Origin of the sequence: Sulfitobacter sp. HGT1, assembly GCF_013282155.1 — a bacterium.
GTDB lineage: Bacteria > Pseudomonadota > Alphaproteobacteria > Rhodobacterales > Rhodobacteraceae > Sulfitobacter.
Window position 1 is genome coordinate 73,632 of record NZ_BLWI01000008.1, and the last position, 24,871, is coordinate 98,502.

24 protein-coding genes and 1 tRNA gene are annotated in these 24,871 nt (G+C 59.2%); 11 read left to right on the top strand and 14 right to left on the bottom strand.

The genetic code is table 11. The features are described 5' to 3' along the window. The first annotated feature begins 557 nt into the window (after positions 1-557). Positions 558-845 carry a hypothetical protein gene (locus HGT1_RS06595; RefSeq protein WP_176249143.1) on the top strand — a complete coding sequence of 96 codons (288 nt, stop codon included), beginning with the start codon at positions 558-560 and terminating at the stop codon, positions 843-845. Positions 846-875: 30 nt separating this feature from the next. Here the strand turns inward: HGT1_RS06595 and HGT1_RS06600 are convergent, their stop codons facing one another. Genes HGT1_RS06600 through purC form a run of 5 tightly spaced genes read right to left on the bottom strand, consistent with a single transcriptional unit; the run spans position 876 to position 5,723 of the window. Next, on the bottom strand, positions 876-2,210 hold the full coding sequence (locus tag HGT1_RS06600) for a sigma-54 dependent transcriptional regulator (protein WP_176249144.1): 1,335 nt from the start codon (positions 2,208-2,210) through the stop codon (positions 876-878). A 3-nt stretch (positions 2,211-2,213) separates the two neighbouring features. After that, positions 2,214-3,974 carry an ATP-binding protein gene (locus HGT1_RS06605; RefSeq protein WP_176249145.1) on the bottom strand — a complete coding sequence of 587 codons (1,761 nt, stop codon included), beginning with the start codon at positions 3,972-3,974 and terminating at the stop codon, positions 2,214-2,216. 36 nt (positions 3,975-4,010) lie between these two features. Then, positions 4,011-4,679, bottom strand: a complete 669-nt coding sequence (purQ, locus tag HGT1_RS06610; RefSeq protein ID WP_176249146.1) for a phosphoribosylformylglycinamidine synthase subunit PurQ — start codon at positions 4,677-4,679, stop codon at positions 4,011-4,013. After that, positions 4,679-4,909: a phosphoribosylformylglycinamidine synthase subunit PurS gene (purS, locus tag HGT1_RS06615; RefSeq protein WP_176249147.1), complete on the bottom strand. Its 231-nt coding sequence runs from the start codon at positions 4,907-4,909 to the stop codon at positions 4,679-4,681. The genes purQ and purS overlap by 1 nt, the downstream gene beginning before the upstream one ends. Before the next feature lie 52 nt (positions 4,910-4,961). Beyond that, complete coding sequence (gene purC, locus HGT1_RS06620; RefSeq protein ID WP_176249148.1) at positions 4,962-5,723, bottom strand: phosphoribosylaminoimidazolesuccinocarboxamide synthase; 762 nt, start codon at positions 5,721-5,723, stop codon at positions 4,962-4,964. A gap of 183 nt (positions 5,724-5,906) precedes the next feature. Between purC and HGT1_RS06625 the strand changes: the two genes are divergently transcribed. From HGT1_RS06625 to bmt, 3 genes are all read left to right on the top strand, one after another. Continuing rightward, positions 5,907-6,224: a DUF1476 domain-containing protein gene (locus HGT1_RS06625; protein ID WP_176249149.1), complete on the top strand. Its 318-nt coding sequence runs from the start codon at positions 5,907-5,909 to the stop codon at positions 6,222-6,224. A 133-nt stretch (positions 6,225-6,357) separates the two neighbouring features. Continuing rightward, positions 6,358-8,220, top strand: a complete 1,863-nt coding sequence (locus HGT1_RS06630; RefSeq protein ID WP_176249150.1) for a phosphatidylglycerol lysyltransferase domain-containing protein — start codon at positions 6,358-6,360, stop codon at positions 8,218-8,220. A gap of 36 nt (positions 8,221-8,256) precedes the next feature. Beyond that, positions 8,257-9,279 carry a betaine--homocysteine S-methyltransferase gene (gene bmt / locus HGT1_RS06635; protein ID WP_176249151.1) on the top strand — a complete coding sequence of 341 codons (1,023 nt, stop codon included), beginning with the start codon at positions 8,257-8,259 and terminating at the stop codon, positions 9,277-9,279. Here bmt and HGT1_RS06640 read toward each other — a convergent pair. Further along, positions 9,276-10,355, bottom strand: a complete 1,080-nt coding sequence (locus tag HGT1_RS06640; RefSeq protein ID WP_176249152.1) for a PA0069 family radical SAM protein — start codon at positions 10,353-10,355, stop codon at positions 9,276-9,278. The genes bmt and HGT1_RS06640 overlap by 4 nt on opposite strands. Positions 10,356-10,571: 216 nt before the next feature. Here HGT1_RS06640 and HGT1_RS06645 point away from each other — a divergent pair, with 216 nt between their 5' ends. Together HGT1_RS06645 and HGT1_RS06650 are read left to right on the top strand one after the other, a co-directional pair. Further along, positions 10,572-11,270, top strand: a complete 699-nt coding sequence (locus HGT1_RS06645) for a B12-binding domain-containing protein (RefSeq protein WP_176249153.1) — start codon at positions 10,572-10,574, stop codon at positions 11,268-11,270. A 65-nt stretch (positions 11,271-11,335) separates the two neighbouring features. Continuing rightward, positions 11,336-11,974, top strand: coding sequence for a DUF1638 domain-containing protein (locus HGT1_RS06650; protein WP_176249154.1), 639 nt, complete (start codon positions 11,336-11,338; stop codon positions 11,972-11,974). Positions 11,975-12,042: 68 nt separating this feature from the next. Here the strand turns inward: HGT1_RS06650 and HGT1_RS06655 are convergent, their stop codons facing one another. Continuing rightward, positions 12,043-12,453 carry a SufE family protein gene (locus HGT1_RS06655; protein ID WP_176249155.1) on the bottom strand — a complete coding sequence of 137 codons (411 nt, stop codon included), beginning with the start codon at positions 12,451-12,453 and terminating at the stop codon, positions 12,043-12,045. Between the two features lie 118 nt (positions 12,454-12,571). On the opposite strand from HGT1_RS06655, the gene HGT1_RS06660 reads away from it, so the two are divergent. Next, a complete protein-coding gene (locus HGT1_RS06660; RefSeq protein ID WP_176249156.1) occupies positions 12,572-13,093 on the top strand; it encodes a hypothetical protein in 522 nt (173 codons plus the stop codon). Positions 13,094-13,124: 31 nt separating this feature from the next. On the opposite strand, the gene rnd is transcribed toward HGT1_RS06660, so the two are convergent. The 3 genes from rnd to purM form a co-directional block, all read right to left on the bottom strand. After that, positions 13,125-14,282: a ribonuclease D gene (gene rnd, locus HGT1_RS06665; protein WP_176249157.1), complete on the bottom strand. Its 1,158-nt coding sequence runs from the start codon at positions 14,280-14,282 to the stop codon at positions 13,125-13,127. 74 nt (positions 14,283-14,356) lie between these two features. After that, entirely contained in the window at positions 14,357-14,953 is a 597-nt protein-coding gene (gene purN / locus HGT1_RS06670) for a phosphoribosylglycinamide formyltransferase (protein WP_176249158.1), read from the bottom strand. Beyond that, a complete protein-coding gene (purM, locus tag HGT1_RS06675; protein ID WP_176249159.1) occupies positions 14,950-15,996 on the bottom strand; it encodes a phosphoribosylformylglycinamidine cyclo-ligase in 1,047 nt (348 codons plus the stop codon). The genes purN and purM overlap by 4 nt, the downstream gene beginning before the upstream one ends. 136 nt (positions 15,997-16,132) lie before the next feature. On the opposite strand from purM, the gene HGT1_RS06680 reads away from it, so the two are divergent. Then, a tRNA-Ile gene (locus HGT1_RS06680) sits at positions 16,133-16,209 on the top strand. A 755-nt stretch (positions 16,210-16,964) separates the two neighbouring features. Here the strand turns inward: HGT1_RS06680 and HGT1_RS06685 are convergent. Continuing rightward, positions 16,965-18,590, bottom strand: coding sequence for a long-chain fatty acid--CoA ligase (locus tag HGT1_RS06685; RefSeq protein ID WP_176249160.1), 1,626 nt, complete (start codon positions 18,588-18,590; stop codon positions 16,965-16,967). 89 nt (positions 18,591-18,679) lie between these two features. On the opposite strand from HGT1_RS06685, the gene HGT1_RS06690 reads away from it, so the two are divergent. The 3 genes from HGT1_RS06690 to HGT1_RS06700 are packed head-to-tail and all read left to right on the top strand — an operon-like array spanning position 18,680 to position 20,906. Continuing rightward, on the top strand, positions 18,680-19,159 hold the full coding sequence (locus HGT1_RS06690; protein ID WP_176249161.1) for a thioesterase family protein: 480 nt from the start codon (positions 18,680-18,682) through the stop codon (positions 19,157-19,159). Positions 19,160-19,182: 23 nt separating this feature from the next. Then, positions 19,183-19,629 (top strand): GNAT family N-acetyltransferase, encoded by a 447-nt coding sequence (locus tag HGT1_RS06695; RefSeq protein WP_176249162.1) that lies wholly within the window; start codon positions 19,183-19,185, stop codon positions 19,627-19,629. Positions 19,630-19,649: 20 nt separating this feature from the next. Beyond that, complete coding sequence (locus HGT1_RS06700) at positions 19,650-20,906, top strand: sodium:proton antiporter (protein ID WP_176249163.1); 1,257 nt, start codon at positions 19,650-19,652, stop codon at positions 20,904-20,906. 86 nt (positions 20,907-20,992) lie between these two features. On the opposite strand, the gene pgi is transcribed toward HGT1_RS06700, so the two are convergent. The 3 genes from pgi to zwf are packed head-to-tail and all read right to left on the bottom strand — an operon-like array spanning position 20,993 to position 24,716. Next, positions 20,993-22,582 (bottom strand): glucose-6-phosphate isomerase, encoded by a 1,590-nt coding sequence (gene pgi / locus HGT1_RS06705; protein WP_176249164.1) that lies wholly within the window; start codon positions 22,580-22,582, stop codon positions 20,993-20,995. Next, positions 22,579-23,250 (bottom strand): 6-phosphogluconolactonase, encoded by a 672-nt coding sequence (pgl, locus tag HGT1_RS06710; protein ID WP_176249165.1) that lies wholly within the window; start codon positions 23,248-23,250, stop codon positions 22,579-22,581. Before pgl ends, pgi begins: the two co-directional genes overlap by 4 nt. After that, positions 23,247-24,716 carry a glucose-6-phosphate dehydrogenase gene (zwf, locus tag HGT1_RS06715; RefSeq protein WP_176249166.1) on the bottom strand — a complete coding sequence of 490 codons (1,470 nt, stop codon included), beginning with the start codon at positions 24,714-24,716 and terminating at the stop codon, positions 23,247-23,249. The genes pgl and zwf overlap by 4 nt, the downstream gene beginning before the upstream one ends. Between the last annotated feature and the right edge of the window lie 155 nt (positions 24,717-24,871).

Consider the following 24,871-nt stretch of genomic DNA (forward strand, 5'->3'; position numbering starts at 1 on the left):
TTGCACAGCTGCGCACGCAAGCGTCCCGGTGGGGCACCGCGCGGCAGGGTATGTCTTGTCAGGGCGATGGGTGACGCGGCTAAAACAGGGCCCAAAAGGCCGCCTGTCTGTCTGCTCGTGGCGTCTGCGCGCGTCATCGCGGTTCTTCTCCGACGTGAAAGGCACCTAAATGCGGTTCACGTCCATTAATTACTGCATTTGATCAGGGCCTTGGCCCATGCCATCCGTCAGCGGTTCTCTGGCCTTTTTTAAGGGCCTCATCGGTCTGCCTGGACACCGGTGTACGGGTAACCGAGGCAGCGAAACTGTCAAAGGGCCTTTGATTGCGTATCAATGCACAATCGACCCTTCCCACCAATTAATGCCAGAAGTGATCAAATGACAATGGTCAATCGCGTATTGGACAGGTTTGTCGTGGATCAATTCAGGGCCGCGGGTTGACGCAGCACCACCGCTTGACATCACGCCCCCGTGTGGGAAACAGTCATATCGGGCCTTTTGCTCGGTATGAGGATCAGGTCCGTTTTGGACTGCACCCCGGAAATAAGGAAGATACGATGCACTTTTCCCTGCGTTTTGCGCTTTGCCTGCCGTTTATGGCGCTTGCTGCTTGCGAAGATATGGCCACAACGGGCGATCCCGCAGCACGTGCCGAACTGGCCTCTCAGAAAAGCTGTATTCGCGCGGTCGAAAAACACACCGGCGTGTCTGGCGCTTCCATCAACACAACGATTCCGATCGTCGAGACAGGCCAGTTTATCATCGATCTGCCCGGCAAAGCGCCCTGGACCTGCTACACCGATGAAACCGGTGCCGCAAAGCAGTTGATCGAGACCCGGCTGTAACCCCGCGCCCCGATCCAGAAACGCCAGCGTTCAGAGATAATCTGAGCGCTGCAAACCGTATTTAGCCATCTTTTCGTTCAAGGTCCGGCGCGGCAGGCATAATTCGTCCATCACGCTGGCGATTGACCCTTTGTGGCGACGCATGGTGTTGTCGATCAGCATCCGTTCAAACGCTTCGACATATTCCTTGAGCGGCTTGCCATCGGTGGTCATCACCGGCTGCATTTCCTCGTGATCGGTCATCAGCAAGGATGCAATCGACCCCGACCCGCGCCGCGATTGCAGCACCGCACGTTCGGCCACATTGATCAGTTGACGCACGTTGCCCGGCCAAGGGGCCTGCAACAGTTGCGCCGCTTCCTGCGCAGAGACCTGCGGGGCCTCACAGCCGTATTCATCGGCGAATTCCTCGCTCAACCGTGTGAACAGCGTCAGAATATCCTCGCCGCGCTGGCGCAGGGGGGGCACCGTGATGCGCAACGCCGCCAGACGATAGAACAGGTCCGACCGCAGCGCGTCTTCCGACGTGCGTCCGGCTTCTTGCAGGTTCGAAATCGCGACGATCCGCGTTTCGGCCGGGGTGCCTTGCTCGTTGATCGCGCTCAACAGACGCGCTTGCAGGGTCTCGCTCAGCGCCTCGATCCCCTCAAGCACCAGCGTCCCGCCGCGGGCTTCCTCGATCGCGGGCAATTGTGCGTCTTCGGGCATCATCGGGCCGAACAGGCGTTTGCTCAGGGCGTCTTCCTCAAGGGCGGCACAGCTGACCAGCACGAATTTCTTGCCCGCCCGCGACCCGACCGCATGAAGCGCGTGGGCCACCAGCGTCTTGCCGGTACCGGTTTCGCCGTCGATCAACACGTGACCATCCGCCTGCCCCAGATCAAGGATATCCTCGCGCAGGCGTTCCATGACCGGCGACCCGCCGATCAGCTTTTTCATCAACTGGCTGCCATCGGATAATTCACGGCGCAGGGCACGGTTGTCCATCACCAGACGGCGTGCATTGGTGGCCTTTTTTGCAAGCTCGCTCATCCGGTCGGGGTTGAACGGTTTTTCAAGGAAATCAAACGCACCGACGCGCATTGCCTCGACCGCCATGGGCACATCGCCGTGACCGGTGATCATGATCACCGGCAGCGCACTGTCACTGCCCATCAGTTTTTTCAGGAACTCCATCCCGCCCATACCCGGCATCTTGATGTCGGAAATCACGATGCCCGGATAGTCGGGCCCCAGTTTTTTCAACGCATCTTCAGCACTTGGAAAGGTTTCGGTGTCATAGCCGGACAGTGCCAACCATTGGCTGATCGACTGCCGCATGTCTTGTTCATCATCAACAATCGCGATTTTCATTGCCTGAGCCATAATTTACTCTGCCGCCTGTGTGTTTTCCGAGCTGGCCATAATGGGCAGCTGCATTTCAAAGACCGCGCCGCCGTTCTGGCCGTTGCGCGCTGTCAGCCTGCCCCCCAATTCGGTCACGATGCCGGAGGAAATGGCAAGCCCCAACCCGACGCCATCGCCGGGCTGCTTGGTTGTGTAAAACGGCTCGAACAGCGCATCGAGGTCTTCGATGCCCGGGCCGTTGTCCCGCACGGTCAAGGTGGCGGTTTCGCCAGCCGATAGGATAATCTCGACCTGTGGGTTCCGTTCTGATTTGGTGGCATCCAACGCATTTCGCAAGAGGTTGACCAACACTTGTTCCACCCGCATCCGGTCGCCCATCACCCGTACGGGGACGTCGGGCAGGATCCGGCTGATGTGCACCTGACGCTGGCGCAACTGCGGTTCCATCATCGACAAGGCCGATGCCAGCGCATCGCGCATATCAAAGGGCGAGAAACTCTCCTGCCCCTTGCGGGCATAGCTTTTCAGCTGCCGCGTGATCGCGCCCATCCGTTCGATCAGGTCGTCAATCCGCCCGAAAGACGACAATGCCTCGTCCAGCCGGTTGCGGCCCATCAGCAACCGCGCGCCCGCCAGATAGGTTTTCATCGCAGCGAGCGGCTGGTTCAGCTCGTGGCTTACCGCCGCCGACATCTCGCCCAAGGCCGCCAGTTTGCTTGACTGCTCAAGCGTTTGTTCGGCCACGGCCAGAGTTTCCTGCACCCGTTTGCGTTCGGCGATCTCGCGTTGCAGCGCCACGTTCAGCGCCCGCAGCTCGGCGGATTCACGCTGGAACAGGGCCGCCCTGCCCGCCGTCCGCCGGCTCAGCGCATAAAATGTCAAAGCCAGCAGGATGGCAAAGCCCATGACTTCAAGCGCCAGTACCCCGTTTACCTTTTCGCGCACCGACGCATAGGTTGTATAGCTTGCGATCCGCCAGCCGCGAAACGGGATACGCGACGACAGCCGCATCACGGCCTCGCCCTGCAAATAGGCGTCGGGCGGCAGCGCCGTCCAATCCGCAGTCGCCTTGATCGCGCGCTCGATGGCGCTTTGCGGGGTCTGGTTCGACAGGGCCTCGGATTCCGTCAACCCGCGCCAGCGCGGTTCGGTCGCCATGATGATATCGCCGGTGCTGTCGGTCACGATCACCGCGTCCGAAATGCCCGCCCAGGCCCGTTCAAACCGCTGTAAATCCACCTCGGCGGCGATGACACCCAAGGTGGTGCCGCCTTCCTGGATGCGGCGGGAATAGAAAAACTGATAGCCGCCTGTTTCGCGCGGAATGACACTGAAAACCGTAGAGTTCGAGCGCAAGGCATCCACAAAATAGGCGTCCGACCGGTGCGATGCCCCCAAACGGTTGCGATCCGTCGCCGCCACCACGCGCCCGTCAATGTCATACAACATCAAGGACGCAGCACCGATTTCCTCGACAAAGGAAATCAGCCGTTGGGTCGATAGCGAATAGTCGGACTGGATCAGGGCCTGGATCAGCGCGGGATCACGGGCCAGCAGCTGCGGCACAATGGCGTTCTGGCGCAGCTCGGCCAGCAGGTTGCCGCTATACAGCGCGATCCGCAGCTCGGCGCGGTTGCGGGTGCTGTCGGTGAACCGGTCGGTCAGCAGCTTGTTGGTGATGGATATGGTGGCGACTGCAATGACCAGCAATAACGCCAAAGCCAGCCGGACACGCCAGCTGACTGAAATGGAATTCGCGCTTGAGGGCGTAGATTGGGTCATTGTGCCAATCTACGCAACCTCGGCGGTGCACTCAAGTCACGCTGTGACCAGTGCCCCCGCCAATGCGCGGAAGAGCGCCACCCCGTCGGTGCCGCCATGTACAGGGTCGGCCATCCGCTCGGGGTGCGGCATCATGCCAAGCACGCGCCGGTTGGCAGACAGGATGCCCGCAATATCGGCCAGCGCCCCGTTCGGGTTGTCCTCATAGGTGAATGCAACCCGGTCTTCGGCCAGCAATTCGGCGATGGTGTCGGCATCGGCATAGTAATTGCCGTCGTGATGCGCGATCGGAATGTTGATCACCGATCCCGCAGTGTAACCCGATGTGAAATCGCTGTCGGATGTCGCCACCTTCAGACCAACGGTCTTGCAGATGTATTTCAGCCCCGCATTGCGCAGCAACGCCCCCGGCAACAGACCGGTTTCGGTCAACACCTGAAAGCCGTTGCAAATCCCCATGACGTATCCGCCACGATTTGCGTGGGCGGCCACCTCACCACAAATCGGCGAATTTGCGGCAATCGCGCCGCAGCGCAGATAGTCGCCATAGGAAAAGCCGCCCGGAATGCCGACAATATCGACGCCCTCGGGCAATGCCGTGTCCTTGTGCCAGACCATCGACACTTTGGCCCCCGCAGCCTCGAATGCTACCGCCAGATCACGGTCACAGTTAGAGCCCGGAAAAACAATGACGGCTGCATGCATCAGACCATCTCCACGCTGTAGGATTCGATCACCGTGTTGGCGAGCAGCTTTTCGCACATCGCCTCGACATCGGCCTTTGTCACACCGGCGTCCAGATCCAGCTCGATCACCTTGCCCTGACGCACGCCCTTGACGCCGTCAAAACCCATCGCCCCAAGCGCGTGGCGCACGGCCTCGCCTTGCGGATCCAGAACACCTGTCTTCAACATCACATGCACCCGTGCTTTCATGGCGCGTCCCCCTGCTTCATTTTGCAAAATAAACTCATATCCAACGCCATCCTCAGTTGATCAACGTTGGTTTCATCATCGGTGTCGACGTCTTGGGCATTACTCCCAAACGGCGCGCGACTTCGGTATAGGCATCCGCCAGCGACCCCAGATCGCGGCGAAACACGTCCTTGTCCAGCTTTTGGCCGGTTTCGATATCCCACAAACGGCAGCTGTCCGGGCTGATCTCGTCCGCGATAATCAGGCGCTGAAAATCACCGTCATACACGCGACCGACCTCGATTTTGAAATCCAGCAAGCGGATGCCGACGGCCATCATCACGCCGGACATGAAGTCATTCACCCGCAACGACAGGCTCAGGATGTCTTCCATGTCCTGCTGGCCGGCCCAGCCAAAGGCCGCGATATGTTCTTCGGTGACCAGCGGATCACCCAGATCGTTATTTTTATAATGGTATTCGACGATGGGCCGGGGCAATTGCGTGCCCTCTTCGATCCCCAAGCGCTTTGATAAACTGCCTGCGGCATAGTTACGCACGACGATTTCAAGCGGAATGATTTCGGCCTGACGGATGAGCTGCTCGCGCATGTTCAGACGTTTGATGAAATGCGTCGGCACCCCGATATTGTTCAACCCGGTCATGAAAAACTCGGACAAGCGGTTGTTCAGCACGCCCTTGCCCTCGATCACGGCTTGCTTGCCCGCACCGACAGCTGCGGTATCGTCCTTGAAATACTGGACAATCGTCCCCGGCTCCGGCCCCTCATAGAGGATCTTCGCCTTGCCTTCATAGATTTTGGTGCGACGGGCCATGCGCATACCTTCCAGTCTTCAGGTGAACGGCAGGGGCCGCCGGTCCTTTGGGGTGTCACATAGTGTAACCATCCCTTTCGTGCAAGCATATGGCCCCGGTGCACGTTGGGGGCTGATACTTGTTGGCAGCGTCAGCCATTCCCATGTACTGTGAACAAGAGTTCAACTTCGAGGAGATCAACAATGACGACCTTCAATGACCGCGAAAATGCATTTGAAAACAAATTCGCCCACGATTCGGAAATGCAGTTCAAAGCCGAAGCGCGGCGCAACAAGTTGCTGGGTCTTTGGGCCGCTGGCCTATTGGGAAAAACCGGCGATGATGCATCGGCCTATGCTGCCGAAGTGGTCAAATCCGATTTCGAAGAAGCGGGTGAAGAAGACGTCTATCGCAAAGTATCCGGTGATCTTGGTGATCGCGCCGACGAGACCACCATTCGCGGCAAAATGGCCGAACTGATGGTCGAGGCCAAATCGCAGTTGATGCAAGACCTGACCTGACCACCAATCTACCATCCATAACCGGAAAGCGCGCCTTTGATTAAAATCCGAGGCGCGTTTTTTTGTGCCCTTAACCCGTTGGCAGGGCCTTGCGGGGCAGTCTGCGGCCTAAATCGGGTCAGGGGATAGCACCATGATGAAACGCCTTCTTTCGGGGCAAGGCGCGCGTGCCGTCCAATTGGCTGTGTCTGTGTCGATCGGTGCGGTGTGTCTTTGGGTTTTGCACGGTCGGTTGTCTGCCGGTTTCTGGCACGATGTTGCGGTTGAACTGCGCGGGCTTGATGCCGGGGCGGTGATGCTGGCCATCGGCTGCACCTGCATCAGCTTTTTTGCACTTGGCCGCTATGACACCGTGGCGCACCGCCATCTGGGAAGCGACATCCCCACGGCGCAAGCCTGCGGCGCGGGCACCGCTGCAATCGCCTTGGCGCAGACGCTCGGATTGGGGGTATTGACCGGGGCACTGGCGCGCTGGCGGATGCTGCCCGATATCACAATGGCACTGGCGCTGCGCCTTTCCGTCTTTGTGTGCCTGAGCTTTATGGTGGCCTTGCTGGTGATCACGGCAGCGGTCAGCCTAGCCCTTCCCGCACCGCCCGCCCTGTTCTGGCCAAGTATCCTTATCATCGCGACGCTTCCCGTTGCCGTTATTGCCTTGTTTTCCCATCCGGTGGTGACATTGGGCCGTTTCACCATCCGCTTGCCCAGCCTGCGCGCCTTCGGGTCCATCCTGATCTGGACGGCGATTGATGTGCTGGCGGCATGCACCGCGCTCTACCTGCTTATTCCGGGCAGCGATGTCGGTTTCGCGGTCCTGCTTCCCTTGTTTCTGGTCGCGCTTGGGGCTGCGTTGATCAGTGGCACGCCGGGGGGTGTGGGGCCGTTTGAACTGGTGCTGTTTACCGGCCTGCCCCAAGGCGACGCGATCGAGGTTTTGAGCGGTGTCATTGCGTTTCGCGCGATTTACTATGCGGGTCCGGCCTTGATTGCGATTGTGCTGATGTTGCGCCCCTTTGCAGGCCAGCGCGGTGCAAAACCGGTCCCGCAGAACGATATATCAACCGCCCCGCGGGCAGAGATCGGGGTGATCCGGCAAAACGGCGGCTTTGTCGCGGATCACTGCGCAGTTTGGGACACCGGCCAGACGCTTTGCAATCTGTTCGACCCGGTTTCACCGGCGGCGGCGGACCCGGTTAAAACCGTCTCAAGCCATGCGCGCGCCCGGAACCTGATCCCTTGCCTGTATAAATGTTCCGCCCGAACGGCCGTGTTGGCGCGGCAGCGTAACTGGTTCTTGTCCCACATCGCGGACGAGGCTGTCGTGACCCCTCCCACCTTTGACACCGCCACCGCCCCCTACCGCACCCTGCGCCGCAAACTGCGCGCGGCCGGCAAGGCGCATATCAGCATCACACAAGCCACCCGTTTGCCAATTGCCGAAATGGCCCGGATTGATCGGTTGTGGCAGCACGCACATGGCAAGGCGCGCGGGGGAACGATTGGTATTTTCAGCCCAGACTATCTGGTGCAGCAAAAGGTGTTTCTGGCCCATGAGGGCGATCACCTTGTTGCCTTTGCCAGCTTTCACCACAGCAGCCGCGAATGGTGCCTTGACCTGATGCGCCACGACCCCGCCGCGCCCGATGGCACCATGCACAGCCTTGTACACGCCGCCATCCGCAGTGCTGCGCGCGATGACATCCCCCGTTTCAGCCTTGCCGCTGTCCCCGCCTGCCCCGATCCGTCCTCGGCGCTGATGCGGCGTTTGTCACTGATCGTGCTGCGCAAAATGGGCGGTGCGGGTCTGCGCCAGTTCAAATCCAATTTCCGTCCGCGCTGGCAACCGCTTTATGCCGCTGCCCCCAATCGCGCGCTTTTGGTGCTGGCTCTGGCGGATATCGCCCGCGCTGTGCAGCGCCCTTTGCCTCTGGCGGATGTCGGTCAACCTCATTACGATGATGAAAATTATGAGGTTGCCTCACGTTTGGCATCGTGAGATGACGCGCAATCACACCTTTAGCGGAGCTTTTTCATGTCCAATCCCCTGACCGACCTTCTGGCTGAAAAAGGCACGTTGCTGGCCGATGGTGCCACGGGCACCAACCTGTTCAACATGGGGTTGATGTCTGGCGACGCCCCCGAGATGTGGAACACGGACGAGCCGCAAAATATCATCAAACTGTACAAAGGTGCCGTTGATTCAGGCAGCGACATATTCCTGACCAACTCCTTTGGCGCGAATGCCTCGCGGCTCAAGCTGCACGGCGCTGAAAAGCGCGCGCACGAGCTGAGCCGCGTTTCCGCCGAACTGGCCCGCGAAGTTGCCGACAAGGCAGACCGCAAGGTCATCGTGGCCGGATCGGTCGGCCCGACGGGCGAAATCATGGAACCCGTCGGCCCGCTGACCCATGCGCTGGCCGTCGAGATGTTTCACGAAACCGCCGATGGTCTAAAGGCTGGTGGGGCCGATGTGGGCTGGCTGGAAACCATCAGCGCCCCCGAAGAATACCGCGCCGCTGCCGAAGGGTTCAAACTGGCGGGTCTTGATTGGGTCGGCACGATGAGCTTTGACACCGCCGGACGCACCATGATGGGCATGACATCCGAAGCGATGGTCGACATGGTTCATGCGCTTGACAACATGCCGCTGGCCTATGGTGCCAACTGCGGCACCGGCGCGTCCGACGTCTTGCGTACGGTTCTCGGCTTTGCCTCCAAGGGGATGCCATTGCCGATCGTTGCAAAGGGCAATGCCGGCATCCCAAAATATGTCGAAGGGCACATCCACTATGATGGCACGCCCGAATTGATGGCTGATTATGCCGAAATGGCGCGCAACTGCGGCGCGTCGATCATCGGCGGTTGTTGCGGCACCATGCCCGAACATCTGGTTCACATGCGCGCCGCCCTGGATAGCCGCCCCAAAGGCGATGCCCCCACGCTGGAACAGATCGTCGCCGCATTGGGCCCGTTCACTTCGGCCAGCGACGGCACCGATGGCGAAGGTCCGGTGCGTGGCCCGCGCCGTGGACGCCGGGGCGCAAAGTCCAGCTAAAACAGATCCAGCTGTGCGCTCGCCCGTTTGGGCGGGCGAAACAGATCGCAGCGCATCGGCGGCAGCAGGGTCGAAAGCCCCAACCGCTTAACCGCCAGATCAAACCGTTGCCCGATCATCTCGGCATAGGGGCCTTCCCCGCGCATCCGGCTGTGCCAGTTTGCGTCATATTCCTTGCCCCCGTGCATTTCGCGCAACCGCGCCATAATGCGCCCTGCCCGATCGGGATAATGCTGCGCCAACCAGTCCTGCATCAAGACCGACACCTCGCGCGGCAGGCGCAACATGATCCAGCTGGCCGATTGCGCCCCCGCGTCGCGCCCCACGGTCAAGATCGCTTCCAACTCGGGGTCTGTCAGCGCTGGCACCAAGGGCGACGCCATGACCCGCACCGGAATGCCCGCCCCCGTCAACCGCTCGATAATCTGCAACCGCCGCTTTGGCGCAGGCACGCGCGGCTCCATCAAGCGGCTTAGCTTTGCATCCAGCGTGGTCACCGAAATGCCGACCCGCACCAGCCCGCGCTGCGCCATATCCGATAGAATATCAATGTCCCGCTCGATCAGGCTGCCCTTGGTGACAATCGCCACGGGATGATTCACCTCCGACAACACCTCAAGCAGGCCGCGCATGATCCGGTGGTCTTTCTCGATCGGTTGATAGGGATCGGTGTTGGTGCCAATCGCAATCGGGGCCACCTGATAGCGTTTGCCCGCCAGTTCGCGGCGCAACACATCCGGCGCGCCGGGCCGCGCAATCAACCGGGTTTCGAAATCAAGCCCCGGCGACAGGCCCAGATAGGCGTGACTGGGGCGGGCAAAACAATAGACGCAGCCGTGCTCGCAACCGCGATAAGGGTTGATCGACCGGTCAAAGGGCAAATCCGGTGACCGGTTATAGGTGATCACACTGCGCGGTATTTCCTCGCTCACTTGGGTGCGCAACACCGGCAGCGGTTCATCATCACCGGCCCAACCGTCATCGATTGCGGTCGTGGAAAACCGCTCAAACCGGCCCGAATGGTTTGACGATGTCCCCCGCCCGGCAAGTTTATATCTGACGTCTTCGCGATCCATTCAATTCTTCTGGAACAAATACGGAACATCGTCAAGATATGATCGCCAAGCCATTGTTTTACAGGACCATTGGCGTTAATTTATCCGGACGAAAGCGGCGTTTATGGAACGGGTCGTTTGTGATACGGACCGTGTCGCAAATTGCACGCGATCCGGTGCGATTTCGTGACACAAGGGCAAAAGCCCGGTGGGCACGCTAACCGATGAGGAAAGACTATGTCGGACGAAGACGAAATTATCCTTGCTGATCTGAACGACGAAGACCTTGTTCAACAAATGTTTGACGACCTTTACGATGGTCTGCGCGAAGAGATCGAGGAAGGTGTAAACATCCTGATCGGTCGCGGCTGGATTCCTTATGATGTCCTGACCAAAGCGCTTGTTGGCGGCATGACAATCGTGGGTGCCGACTTCCGCGACGGTATTTTGTTCGTCCCCGAAGTATTGCTGGCCGCCAATGCGATGAAGGGTGGCATGGCCATTCTCAAACCGCTTCTGGCTGAAACCGGCGCGCCGCGCGTGGGCAAGATGGTGATCGGGACCGTTAAGGGCGACATTCACGACATTGGCAAAAACCTTGTCTCCATGATGATGGAAGGCGCGGGCTTTGAGGTGGTTGATCTTGGTATCAACAACTCGGTCGAAAAATACCTCGAAGCGATGGAAACCGAAGGGCCTGATATCCTTGGGATGTCCGCGCTTTTGACGACCACAATGCCCTATATGAAAGTCGTGATCGACACGATGATCGAACAAGGCATTCGCGATGATTACATCGTGTTGGTCGGCGGTGCCCCTCTGAACGAAGAATTCGGCAAGGCCATCGGCGCAGACGCCTATTGCCGTGACGCGGCCGTTGCCGTGGAAACCGCCAAAGAATGGGTCGGTCGCAAGCATAACAGCGCCAAGGCCTAAGAATTTGATATTGTGCGTAAAAGGCCTCTCCTGACCGGAGGGGCCTTTTGTGTTAAAGGGATATGATGGATACGCCTTCAGACAGTCAGCTTACCGAAACAGGCATGCCGCTCACGGCAGCCAAAGGGCGCATCTTGCTGATCGCCTGTGGTGCGCTGGCCCGCGAAATTCTCGATCTCAAGGCCGCCAACAACTGGACCCATCTGGACCTCACCTGCCTGCCCGCCAATCTGCATCTCTACCCTGAAAAAATCACCGATGCCGTGCGCGCTGCCGTCGCCAAATATCGCAGCCAATATGATGATATCTTTGTGGTTTATGCCGATTGCGGCACCGGCGGATTGCTGCAAGCGGCCTGCGACGACATGGGCGTTCAAATGGTGGCAGGCCCCCACTGCTACAGCTTTTTCGAAGGCAATGACCGCTTTGCCAAAACCGCCGAAACCGAAATCACAACCTTTTACCTGACCGATTTTCTGGTCCGGCAATTTGACGCATTCATCATGAAACCCATGGGCCTCGACCGGCACCCCGAATTGCGCGACATGTATTTCGGCAATTACGAAAAACTGGTCTATCAGGCCCAGACCGATGATCCGGCCCTGACGGCCAAGGCCGAAATCTGTGCGAAAACCCTTGGCCTTGCCTTTGAACGGCGGTTCACTGGCTATGGTGATCTTGAGGGCACACTCAAAACCCTTTGATTTTCATTTTGCCAAATAAACTCAACTGCGCGCAGACCAGCCCGATGCGCCAGCCTGTCTCACAGCCACTATCCCTGCGCGGCTGCCGTTTCGCGCACCCGTTCGATCATGGCGGTCAGCCCGTTCGACCGCTGCGCCGACAGATGTTCGTTCAACCCAAGCCGTCCCATTTCCGCGCGGGCATCGACGGCCAGCACATCAGCAGGCGCTAACCCGTTGTAAAGCGACCGTAAAACAGCGATCAACCCCGACACGATCATCGCGTCACTTGCGCCGTCAAAATGCAGCGCTCCGTCTTCGAAACGCGCGTGCAGCCAGACCTGACTGGCACAGCCGTCAACCTTGGTGGCCGGCACACAAAGCGCTTGTTCCAGCGGGTCCATCGCCTTGCCCAGATCGATCACATGCCGGTACCGATCTTCCCAATCGTCCAGGAATTCAAAATCCTCGACCAGTTCTTCAAACGCTTGTGTCGCCACGATGATGCCCTCGTTGTTCGCGCGTTACAGGTAGGTTGCGCATTGGCAAAGGTCCACCCCTTCCCAACCGCCTTGGGATGGGTTAGTCAAATAGCACGGTAATTTTACGGCGGACCCCATGCGCAAATCATTTTCAGCCATTTTGGTATCTACTCTTGTTTTGACTGGCTGTGCGACACTGCGCGATAGCCGGGTTAACCCGTTTAACTGGTTCGGTTCTTCCCGCTCAGAACCGATTGGCCAGACCGAGGTCAACACCAACCCGCTGATCCCGCAGTCCTCGGGGCTGTTTGCATCGGCCCGCACACGGCAGGCAACCTATGCCGGGCGGCCCTTTGACCAGATCACCAACCTGACCGTCGAACGGGTTCCGGGCGGTGCGATTATTCACGCGACCGGGCTGGCGGCGCGGCAGGGCATCTACAAGGTGCAACTGACGCCCGCGAACGAAGACGAACTGCCCGTTGATGGCGTGCTGACCTACCGTCTTGAAGGGGTCGAGCCAACCAAGAACACCCCCGTCGGCACAAACCCCACCCGTGAGGTCGTGGCCGGTCGCAAGCTGACCGATCAGCAGCTTGCCGGTGTCCGTACGATCCGCGTCGAAGGGCAGCGCAATGCGCTGACCTCTCGTCGCTAGGCATTCCTGAATTATAACAATGGGTTGAGCCTTAAAGCTCAACCACTTTTACGTTCGGACCAACGGCGGTCAATGCGATCTTGCCTTCACACAGCAGCAACGCATCATCCCCGAACACTTCACGCCGCCATCCTTTTAGCGCCGGAACATCGCGCAAACCTGCGGCGATGGCATCCAGATCGGCAGCAGGCGCAATCAACTTGGCCGCGACCCCCGCGCTTTCGGTTTTCGCCTTGAGCAGGACCCGCAACAAATCTGCCAGCGCCGGGTTCACCTGCAGCTTGTCACGGCTGCGATCGGGTTGCGGCATGTCTGACGCAGGACATTGCACCCCAGCCGCCACAGCCTTGAGAATACCATCCGCGATCTCGCCTTTGCGCGCGTCGCGCAGCAACAGCCGCGCGCGGCCCAGCTCTTCGTGGTTTTTGGGCTTGTTGGAGGCCAGTTCAACCAGCGCATCATCCTTATAGACCCGGCTGCGCGGTACGTTGCGGGTCTGGGCATATTCCTCGCGAAAGGCAGCCAGCTCGCGCACGATCGCCAGAAACTTGGATGAATTGGTCCGTGTTTTGACGCGTTTCCAGGCATCACGCGGGGCTGTCGTATAGGTGTCGGGGCTGGTCAATGTCTCAAGCTCTTCCGCGACCCACCGTGCGCGGCCGCTGTCTGCCAGCTTGGTCGCCAGATATTCATAGACCTGACGCAAATGCGTGACATCCGCCAAAGCGTATTTGGCCTGTGCATCGCTTAGCGGGCGGCGCGACCAATCGGTAAAGCGCGAGGTTTTATCAACGGCCTGATTTGCAATCTTGCGCACAAGGGTTTCATAGCCGACCTGTTCGCCAAAACCGCAGACCATCGCCGCGACCTGTGTGTCAAACAGCGGCTCGGGGAACACGCCTGCATCCACAAAAAAGATCTCGAGATCCTGACGCGCGGCGTGGAACACCTTGACCACCGACGTGTCGCGAAACAGCGTATAGAGCGGTTCAAGCGACATATCCCCGGCCAGCGGATCAACCAGCACGGCATTGGAATCGTCGGTGCCCGGCATCGCCAGCTGGATCAGACAAAGCTTTGAATAATAGGTCCGTTCACGCAGAAATTCCGTGTCGACGGTCACATAATCATATCTCGCCGCTTCAAGGCAAAACGCTTCGAGCGCGGCGGTTGTGGTAATTGTTTTCATAGAAGTTACTTTGACCAGAGCTGTGCCAACAGGCAATGTGAAATCGGAACATGACAGGCCAAAAAGCCCGATGCTTAACTGTCGAGCGTCAAAAGACTACGGTCGCCGGCGGCAAAACGGCGCAATACCGCAGGATAAAGCCGGTGTTCCTGAACCAGAACACGTGCTGCCAGATCATCGGCGGTATCGCCGGGCAAGACCGGCACCCGCGCCTGACCCAAGATAGGGCCGTCATCCAGCGCGGCTGTCACCTCGTGAACCGTACAGCCATGCACGGTATCGCCTGCCTCAAGCGCGCGGGCGTGGGTGTGCAAACCTTTGTAGAGCGGCAGCAATGACGGATGAATGTTGATCATGCGCCCTGCCCAGGCGTCGGTAAACTCAGCCGTCAGTTTTCGCATGAACCCCGCAAGGCAGATGATATCGGGCGCATATGCGGCAAGGCGCGATGACAGCTCGGCCTCGAACGCCGCGCGGTCCCCCTGAAACGGTTTGTGATCCACCACTTCGGTCGCGATGCCACGGGCCTTGGCCCATGCGATACCGCCCGCATCAGCCACATTCGACACCACCACACAGGGGCGTGCGGGGTGGTCGCCGGTCATGTCCTCGACCAGCGCGCGCATATTTGAGCCGCCACCGGATAGAAAAATCGCGACCCGTTTGGTCACAGCAGCTGGCCTGTGTATTCAACGCCCGCGGCCGTGGTCACATGACCCATGGGATAGACGGTCTCGCCCGCGTCGGTCAGCAGTTTTTGCAGGCTGTCAGCCTGATCTGCGGCCACGACCAAAATCATCCCGACACCGCAGTTGAAAGTCTTGAGCATTTCAGTCTCGGAGATGCTGCCAATCTGCGACATCCATTTGAACACACCGGGCAGATCCCACGCGTCCAGATTGATGTCAGCGCCCAGATCTTCGGGCAATACACGCGGCAGGTTTTCGGTCAGACCACCACCTGTGATATGGGCCAGCGCATGAACGCCGCCTGCCCGTACGGCCTCCAAGGCCGGTTTTACATACAGACGTGTCGGGGTCAGCAGCGCCTCGCCCAATGACCCGTCGGCCCAGGGGCACTCCGCATCCCAGCCAAGGCCGGACATCGTCACCAGCTTGCGCACCAGACTGTAGCCGTTGGAATGCACGCCGTTGCTGGCAAGCCCCAACAAAACATCGCCCGCCGCAACGCCGCTTGGCAGATCGGCACCACGTTCCATTGCGCCAACCGCAAACCCTGCAAGGTCGAAATCACCGTCGGAATACATGCCGGGCATCTCGGCGGTTTCGCCACCGATCAATGCGCAACCCGATCCTTCACAGCCGCGCGCGATACCTTCGATAATGCGGGCGGCTTCTTCGGTTTCCAGCTTGCCCGTGGCAAAATAGTCCAGAAAGAACAGCGGCTCGGCCCCTTGGCAGACCAGATCGTTGACGCACATCGCAACCAGATCAACGCCGACGCCGTCGACATTGCCTGTATCAATCGCGATCCGCAGCTTGGTCCCCACACCGTCCGTGGCCGCCACAAGGATCGGGTCCGTGTACCCTGCCCCTTTGAGATCGAACAACGCACCAAATCCACCCAGGCCCGACATCACGCCGGGGCGCTTGGTCCGTTTGGCCGCCGGCTTGATCCGTTCAACCAACGCATTGCCAGCGTCAATATCTACACCTGCGTCCGCATAGGTGATTCCGTTTTTGGAGTTGGTCATCGTCGGGCCCCGCCGCTTATTGCCTTTGCGACAGCGGGTTACAGCACCGCGCGCGGGCGCGCAATGCAAGAGACGCCATTGCAGCCTATCTTGGTCTTGACGCGGCACCCCCGCACCCTTACGAAACCGCTATGGCGGGCCTGTAGCTCAACTGGTTAGAGCAGAGCGCTCATAACGCTTTGGTTGCGGGTTCAAGTCCTGCCGGGCCTACCACCTTTCCAAATCACCGCCATCACAGCCTATGAAACCGGAATTTATTTCGGATGAAAAATGGCGTTATTTCAATGGATTAAGCGGAATGCCCCGGCAGACACCGCAGATGGTGCCCTTTCAAAATCCGGCAATGCCACCGCAGGTCACCCCGCCCCACACAGCACGCCAAGGCAGTTCATCACTTCACCCAAAACGCGGGGGGCAAAAAAGCCTTCGACCTGCGAAATTCTTTGGCAATTGCGCTGTTTCATTCCGACCCCAATCCGCTCGCCAAAGCCAATTTGAGGATGGGCCCTTTGCAAAATTTATCGCTCGACAACAGCGGCCAAAGCACCGAGTATCTTCGGATATTATTAAAGCCTAAATATTACGCTAATCCTGAATTACACCCGCTCCAAGTTGTATCCCCTTGAAAAGGAATAACTTTGGATTGAAGAAACGCCGAATTATTTTGACTATTTCATTTCAATCGTTAACCCCGAACGCTTAACCAGTTGCCGAGTTTAATGACTTAAATTTCGATCTTTATTTTACAAACCCAATAAAACTCCACAGGTTATCAAATGCCCTCTTCACTTATTCGCGCGTTTTTGCGCGTTCCCTGCTTTTTTGGTCTTCACCGCTGGCGCCCAAGCCGCGCAATGCCCGAAGATGTCTGCAAATGCTGCCACAAGCGCCGCCGCACCTACGTCTGACGCACCGCTTGGTAAAAAGAACGCTGCTGATCTGAATTAACAGACCAGCAGCGCAAGTTCTTACATCTTGATCAACACCTCTCCGAAGGCGTCGCGCAGATTGCGTTTTAGCACTTTGCCCGTCGCATTGCGGGGCAGAACATCGGTAAAGACCACGCAGTCGGGGATTTGCCATTTTGCAATCTTCCCGTCGAACACCGCCAGAATTTCTTCTTCGGTGGGCGCGTGGCCTTCGCGGATGACAGCAATCAGAATCGGCCGCTCGTCCCATTTCTCGTGACGCGCACCGATAACGGCGGCATCTGACAGCTTTGGATGCGCGATCGCGATGTTTTCCAGTTCGACCGAACTGATCCATTCGCCACCCGATTTGATGATGTCCTTGGACCGGTCGCGGATCGTGACATAGCCGTCGGCATCCATCGTCGCCACATCGCCGGTGTCGAACCAACCGTCTTTGGTCAGTGTTTCCTCGCGGGTCTTGCGGAAATAGGCGTCCAGAATCCAGAACCCCTTGGTGACCAGATCGCCTTGGGTTTTACCATCATGGGCGACAGGGTTGCCTTCGTCGTCCAGAATTTCCAGTTCAACCCCGTACACAGGCCGGCCCTGATTTTCGCGCAGCCGGTGCTGTTCTGCCTCGGGCAGTTCCAGATGTTTGGCCAGCGGCTGGTTGATGGTGCCCACGGGCGACATTTCGGTCATGCCCCAGGCATGGATCGTCTCGACGCCGTATTTCTCGCGGAAGGCAGTGATCATCGACGGCGGACAGGCAGAGCCGCCAACGACGGTGCGTTTCAGACTGCTCAGCGTCGATCCGATCTTGTCGGCCTCGCCCAGCAGACCCAGCCAGATCGTCGGCACCCCAAGCGCCAGCGTGACCTTGTATGTGTCGATCAAGGCAACCAGCGACGGACCATCCAGACCCGGCCCCGGCATCACCATACGCGCGCCGACCATGGCGCAGGCATAAGGCGCGCCCCATGCGTTGACGTGGAACATCGGCACAACGGGCAGCACGACCTCTTTGGCGGAAATCGCGATGCTGTCGGCTAGGTTGATGCCAAAGCTGTGCAAAACGGTCGAGCGGTGCGAATACAACACGCCCTTGGGGTTGCCCGTGGTACCAGAGGTGTAGCACAGGCTTGAGGCGGTGTTTTCATCCAGTTCGGGCCAGTCGAATTCGGGATCACCGCTGGCAACCAGATCGTCATAGAACTTGAGGCCGGGGATCTGCTTGGCGGCTTCGGCATCGGTGCCTTCCATCAAAACGACGTGGTCCAGATGCTCGAGCTTGTCCATGATCGCGGCGACCAGCGGCACAAAGGTCTTGTCGATAAACAGCACCTTATCTTCGGCGTGGTTCAGGATATAGACCAGCTGTTCAGGAAACAGGCGCGGGTTGATCGTGTGGCAGACAAACCCACCGCCCGACACACCAAAGTAGATCTCAAGATGGCGGCGGTTGTTCCATGCGATCGTGCCGCAGCGCGCCTGCTGGTCCAGACCAAGCTTGGTCAGCGCAGACGCCAGTGCCCGTGAATTACGCCCGACCTGCCCCCAGCTGGTTTCCTCCACACCGCCGCCGGTATTGACCGAATATATCTCTCCGCCCGCGTGATAGCGTTGCGCGTGTTCGATCAGACTGGAGATCGTCAGCGATTTTTTCATCATTTGGCCAAGCATGGCGCATCCTCCCGATTGCGATTTTTCCAACACCCTGAACAATCCATCCCCCTCTTGCAAGCGCCCAAACACATGCTTACGCAGGGTGAATGAAACTAGTATACCACACCCCCCTGACAGCCGATCAGCAACGCGATGCCGGTCTGACCGAACCACAGCCCTTGGCAATGGCAGATCAGGTGCGGTTTTCCGATCTGGACACCAACAACCACGTCAACAACTGTACCTATTTCGAATGGTTCGAACGTCTGCGCATCCGCTATACGCAATCGCTTGTTGAACAGGGCCTGCTGGACGCACCGGGCCCCAAGGTGGTTATCCGGTCGGGGTCGATCCGGTATCTGCACGAATTGCTGGAACGCGAAGATTACATCGTGACCTGCCGCTGCACCGGCTTTCGCAACACATCCTACAGCCTGAGCCAGCAAGTCTGGGTAGGCGGCCAGCTGCGCGCGACATTTGACTGCGTGCTGGTCCTGCTGGACCGCGAAGGCACAGGTCGCTTCGCCCTGCCCGACCGCCTGAAACACCATTTCAAGACCCACGACAAAGCAACCGCCGACAGCTGAGCGCTGCCAGAAAGGAATTCGCCATGACCGTAACAACACGCCCGCTCGCTGCGTCAGACCGCGCCGCCTGGGAGACGCTCTTTGCCGGATATGCCGCGTTCTACAAAGTTGACCAAACACCGGACATGCGCGAGACCGTGTTTGGATGGCTGATGGACGAAACCCACAGCAGCAATTGCATTGTCGCCCAGGACGCATCGGGCAAGCTCATCGGGCTGACCCATTACCGCCCCTTTGTCAGCCAGTTGCGGGCGATTACCAATTGCTTTCTGGATGATCTGTTCGTGGACCCCGCCGCACGTGGATCGGGTGCCGCCCAAGCGCTGATCGGTGCGGTGAAATCCGTGGCCGAGGAAAAAGGCTGGGGCACCGTGCGCTGGATCACCGCCGAAGACAATTATCGCGGCCGCGCGGTGTATGACAAGCTCGCCACCCGCACGCCTTGGGTCACCTACGACATCAAGCTTTAGACCTGAAAGAAAGTCCCGCCATGACCGTTTTGCAAATCGCTTCGCTTTTGATCGTCATGGCCGGTGGGTTCGGGGCAATCAACTACCTGTTTCTCAAGCTGCCGTCTTCCATTGGCATTCTGGTGGTGGCGCTGATCGCGTCTTTCGGGCTGCTGGGGCTTGATCTGATCTGGCCCGCCTTGGGGATGGCCGACACCGTGCGCGGCGTGGTCAAGGGGATCGATTTCTCCGAAGCGCTGCTGGAGGGCATGTTGGGCCTGCTGCTGTTTGCCGGTGCCTTGCATGTCAAAACCTCGGATTTGCGGCGCGAATGGGGGATTGTGGCCCTGATGGCGACCCTTGGTGTGGCGCTGTCGACGGCCGTGGTCGGATTTGGCTTTTCATGGCTCACGGGGATGCCCCTGCTCACGGCACTGGTGTTCGGTGCCCTGATTTCGCCCACTGATCCGGTCGCTGTTCTGGGCGTCCTGCGCGAGGCGGATTTGCCCAAGTCGCTGGAAACCAAGATTGCCGGCGAAAGCCTGTTCAATGACGGCGTCGGCTATGTGGTGTTTCTGATCCTTGTGGGCCTCGCCTTTCCGGCGCTTGACAGCCACGGGGCCGAGGGCAACGCGGTGCTGGGCGCGGGACGGCTGTTTTTTCAGGAAGCCTTGGGCGGTGCCGTGCTGGGTCTGGTACTGGGCTGGCTGACCTTTCGGATCATGCGCCGGATTGACGATTATTCGCTTGAGGTGCTGCTGACGCTGGGGCTGGCATTCGGCGGCTACGAGCTGGCGGTCGCCCTGCATGTCTCGGCCCCGATTATGGCGGTCTGTGCGGGGTTGCTGATTGGCGATGTGGGGGCCGCGCGGGGCATGTCGGAAGAAACCCGCAGCTATGTCGATGCGTTCTGGAAGCTGATCGACGAGATCTTGAATGCGGTGCTGTTTTTGATGATCGGGTTCGAGGTGTTCGCAATCGCCTTTAACGGCGATCTGTTCCTGACCGGTATGGCGGCGATCATCCTTGCCCTGCTGGGGCGTTTGGTGGCGGTTGCCGTGCCGATCCTGATCCTGCGCCCGTTCCGGAATTTCAACCAAGGTGTGATCCCGATTATGACCTGGGGCGGCCTCAAGGGCGGGATTTCGGTGGCTTTGGCGCTGTCTTTGCCCGACGGGGACTGGAAGCCGGTGATCCTGACCTGCACCTATATTGTGGTGGTGTTTTCGATCATCGCCCAAGGGTTGACCGTGGCCAAGGTTGCAAACCGGATGGGGCGCAATCCTGATCTGGTTTGAGGCCGGACATTGTTTTGCAGAAAGGATGAGGGGCGCTGCCCCTCAAACTCCCCGGAGTTTATTTGGCAAAATGAAATGCCGAAATATCAGTCTGCGTGTTTGGCGATGAAGGCGACAAGGGCGGCGGTGGAGCCGTCTTTTCCGGTGGCGGGTTCTGAGCCGTCTACGACGGGTTGCAGCGACGTGGCCAGTTCCTTGCCCAGTTCCACCCCCCATTGATCGTAGGAATTGATGCCGAGGATCACCCCTTCGACAAAGACCCGGTGTTCGTAGAGCGCGATGATCTGGCCCAGCGTGAAAGGGTCAAGCAGCGGATAGCTGAGGGTCGTTGACGGACGATTGCCGGGGAATACGCGGTGGCGCGCCTGACGGTCGAGTTCGGCCCCTGTCAGGCCCTTGGCGGCCATGATTTGCGAGGCTTCTTGCAGGCTGCGCCCGCGCATCAGCGCCTCGGATTGGGCGAGGCAATTGGCGATCAGCAGTTTGTGGTGGTGGGTAAGGTCGGGTTCGTGGCTGTTGGCGGCAATCAGGAATTCGCAGGGAATCACGCGGGTGCCTTGGTGGATCAGCTGGTAGAACGCGTGCTGGCCATTGGTGCCCGGCGCGCCCCAGACCACGGGGCCTGTGTGGAACGGCGCGGTGGTGCCATCCATTTGCGTGGTTTTGCCGTTCGATTCCATTTCAAGCTGTTGCAGGTAATCGGGGAGCTGGCCCAGACGTTGATCATAGGGCAGCACGGCGCGGGTGGCGTAGCCGCAGATCTGGTTGTGCCAGATGCCCACAAGCGCCAGCAGCATCGGCATGTTTTCATGGGGGGCAGCGGCGCAGAAATGACGGTCCATGGATTGCGCGCCGCGCAGGAATGCGTGAAAGGCGCGCGGGCCGGTGGCGATCATCAAAGACAGCCCGATCGGGCCCCAGACGGAATACCGCCCGCCGACCCAATCCTCGAAGCCGAAGACCTGTGCGGGATTGATGCCGAACGCATCTGTCTTGTCCTGGGCTGTGCTGAGGGCGGCAAACTGCTGTGCGGGGTCGCCGCCATTTTCTGTCATCCACGCCCGCGCGGTGCGGGCATTGGTCATGGTTTCGATCGTGGTGAAGGTTTTCGAGGCGACGATGACCAGCGTGGTTTTTGCATCGAGCCCGCGCAGCGTATCGGCGATATGCGCACCATCCACATTTGACACGAAATGGCAGCGCGGCCCGTCATGGTAGGGCGACAGCGCCTGCACGGCCATCGCAGGGCCAAGGTCGGACCCGCCGATGCCGATATTCACAACATCGGTAATGTCGCTGGCGCGGATATTGTCGGCAAAATCGCGCATCCGGTCGAGCGTCGCCAGAATGCCCGGCATGACATCCGCCCCGTCAACCATCACCGGCCCGCCATCAAGGTTGCGCAAGGCGGTGTGCAAGACGGCGCGGCCTTCGGTTTCGTTGATCTTGTCGCCTGCGAACATCGCGTCGCGCCGCGCCTGAACATCGGCCCCGTCGATCAACGCCAGCAGCGCATCCATCGTTTCGCGGTCAAGGTTGGTCTTTGAAAAATCAAACAGCATGTCGCCGGTTTGCGCGCTGAATGTCGCCGCGCGGTCGGCATCGTCGAACAGGGACAGGATCGACCGGTCCTTGACCGCTGCCTGCATCGCAATAAGAGCGTCGAATTTTGTCATGCTGCCCAATGGACCACCGCCTCTTGTAATACTGCGCCGATGGGGGCCTCATGGGCCGGGAGGGTCAAGGCCCGCTCTACCGCTGCGCGTTTTTCATCACCGAAGATGACCAGATGTTTCGACATGGCCCCCTCGAGAACCGGTCGGGAAAGTGTAATGCGGCCAATGTCTTGGCCAGCGACGTTAATGGGGCAGACTGCGGGTGCATCATCGGCCATCGCCGCTGCCAGCCCGTCCGATCCGGGGAAAAGCGAGGCCGTGTGCATATCGGCCCCCATGCCCAGAACCAGCACGGAAATCGGCAGATGCCGGGTGATGGTTTCTGACAATTGCTCGGATGCTTCGGCGGCGGTCAGACCGTCAAGGTAAAACGGCGTGAACCCCGCCGCGGCCGCCGGACCAACCAGCAAACGCTGGCGCAGCAACCGTGCGTTCGACATATCGTGATCGGGGGCGACCCAACGTTCGTCGGTCAGCATCACCTGCACCCGCGACCAGTCAAGGCTGGCAGCGCTGAGACTGTCGAAAATCGGGCCGGGCGTGGTGCCACCGGGCACGGCCAGGCTGACCCTGTCATGGGACAGCAGCGCGTTTTCCAACTCTCCTGCCAGAATATTCGCCACATCCAGCGCCAGAATGTCCCGGTCTGCGTATTCGATCAGTTTCATGCCGAAAGCTCCCGCCATTTACGGTTGTCGCGCCGCATCATTTCCATCGCATCCGTAGGTCCGTCAGAGCCGCTGTCATAGGGTTTGGGCACGTCGTTGCGGGCCTCCCAGCCCTGGATGATCGGGTCGGTCCACGCCCAGGCGGCTTCGACCTCGTCGCCGCGCATGAACAAGGTCTGGTTGCCACGGATCACATCCATGATCAGCCGTTCATAGGCGTCAACCTGTTCGGCCCCTTCAGCCCCCAATGCATCGGCAAAGGTCATGTCCAGCGGCACGTCGATCAGACGCATGCCGCCGGGGCCGGGCTCCTTGATCGTCACGCCCAGCGTAATCCCCTCGTTCGGTTGCAGCCGGATCGACAAGACGTTGCGGTGCCGGCCTGCGTCTTCGGCAAAGATCGAATGCGGGGTTTCCTTGAACACCACTGTGATCTCGGAGGACCGCGCCGCCATGCGTTTGCCGGTGCGCAGATAGAAAGGCGTGCCCGCCCACCGCCAGTTGCTGATGTGGGCTTTCAGCGCGACAAAGCTTTCGGTGCGCGAACGGGGGTCGCCGACGGCGGTGCGATAGCCGGGATGTTCGGTCTCGTTGCACGGTTCGGCCTGATATTGCCCGCGCGAAATGTGATGTGGCAACACCGGATCCAGCGCGCGGATCACCTTGAGCTTTTCATCGCGCACCGCGTCAGGATCAAACCGCGCCGGTGGTTCCATCGCGATCAGACACAGCAATTGCATCAGGTGGTTTTGCACCATATCGCGCATGGCACCGGATTTGTCGTAATATTCACCCCTGCCCCCGACGCCCACGGTTTCGGCCACAGTGATCTGGATGTGATCGACATACTGGCTGTTCCAAAGCGGCTCGAACAGCATGTTGCCAAAGCGGACAGCCATGAGGTTTTGGACGGTTTCCTTGCCCAGATAATGGTCGATCCGGTAAATCTGGCTTTCGTCGAAATATTTGGCCAGCGTGGCGTTCAAGGCGCGTGCGGTTTGCAGATCGCGGCCAAAGGGTTTTTCAACCACGATGCGACTGTTCGCATCGGCCATGCCCCATTGCTGCAACCGCTCTGCCAGATCACCGAAAAGCGCCGGAGAAACCGAGAAATAATATGCCTCGACCCGGTCCTTGCCCGACATCAGCTTTTGCAGATCGGCCCAGCCATCCGTGCCCTTGGCATCAATGGTGACGTATTCCAGACGGGTCAAAAACCCTTCAAGCTGGCCCTTTTCATGCTCGAAATCCGCGTTGAATTCAGCAATCGCCTCGGCAATCATCACCCGGTAGCCATCGGCATCCATATCTGTGCGCGCAGCACCGATAATCCGGGCGTTCTCAGGCATTTGACCGGAACAGAAACGCCGGAACAGACCGGGCAAGATCTTGCGTCGGGCCAAATCACCGGTACCGCCGAAAATCACCAGATCGAACGGATCGACCGGAATAACGCGTGAGACCATGGGGCAACTCCTTGCTGCACGGGCACAGCATTTATGGGCGGTTCATTCAATGTTAGCGCAAACATACAGGATTTTCTGCACTTCACAAGTATGTGCGAAAGAATACACAGGGTTTTCTTGAATTTACCATTCGCCTAGACAAAGAAATTGCACAA